This is a genomic window from uncultured Jannaschia sp., assembly GCF_947494055.1.
In the GTDB taxonomy this organism is placed as follows: domain Bacteria; phylum Pseudomonadota; class Alphaproteobacteria; order Rhodobacterales; family Rhodobacteraceae; genus Jannaschia.
In genome coordinates this window covers 1-211 of the sequence record NZ_CANLTR010000268.1, presented here as the reverse complement: position 1 = coordinate 211, position 211 = coordinate 1, and the positions used below count along the sequence as shown (strand labels likewise).

The following is a 211-nucleotide window of genomic DNA, read 5'->3' as shown; positions in this document are numbered from 1 at the left end:
CATCACGGTGGTATCGACGATCACGTCGCGCGTGCTGCGCGTGTCGATCACGCCGGCACGCCGACCGGCCTCGATGGTCTGCGTCAGCAGCCACTCGACACCCTCCTTTCCGATGCGGCCCCGCCAGCGGGTCGGCGATGACGGATCGATCGGTGGGCGATGCTGAAAGAACACCTCGCCACAGAAGTGCTGCCAGTAGGGGTTCTCCGAC

Annotated in this window: 1 protein-coding gene; it reads right to left on the bottom strand. The window is 65.9% G+C overall.

All coding sequences use genetic code 11. The annotated features are described in order from the left end of the window. Nucleotides 1-211: transposase (locus Q1A87_RS24110; RefSeq protein WP_299657484.1), on the bottom strand; the 211-nt coding region annotated here is incomplete at both ends.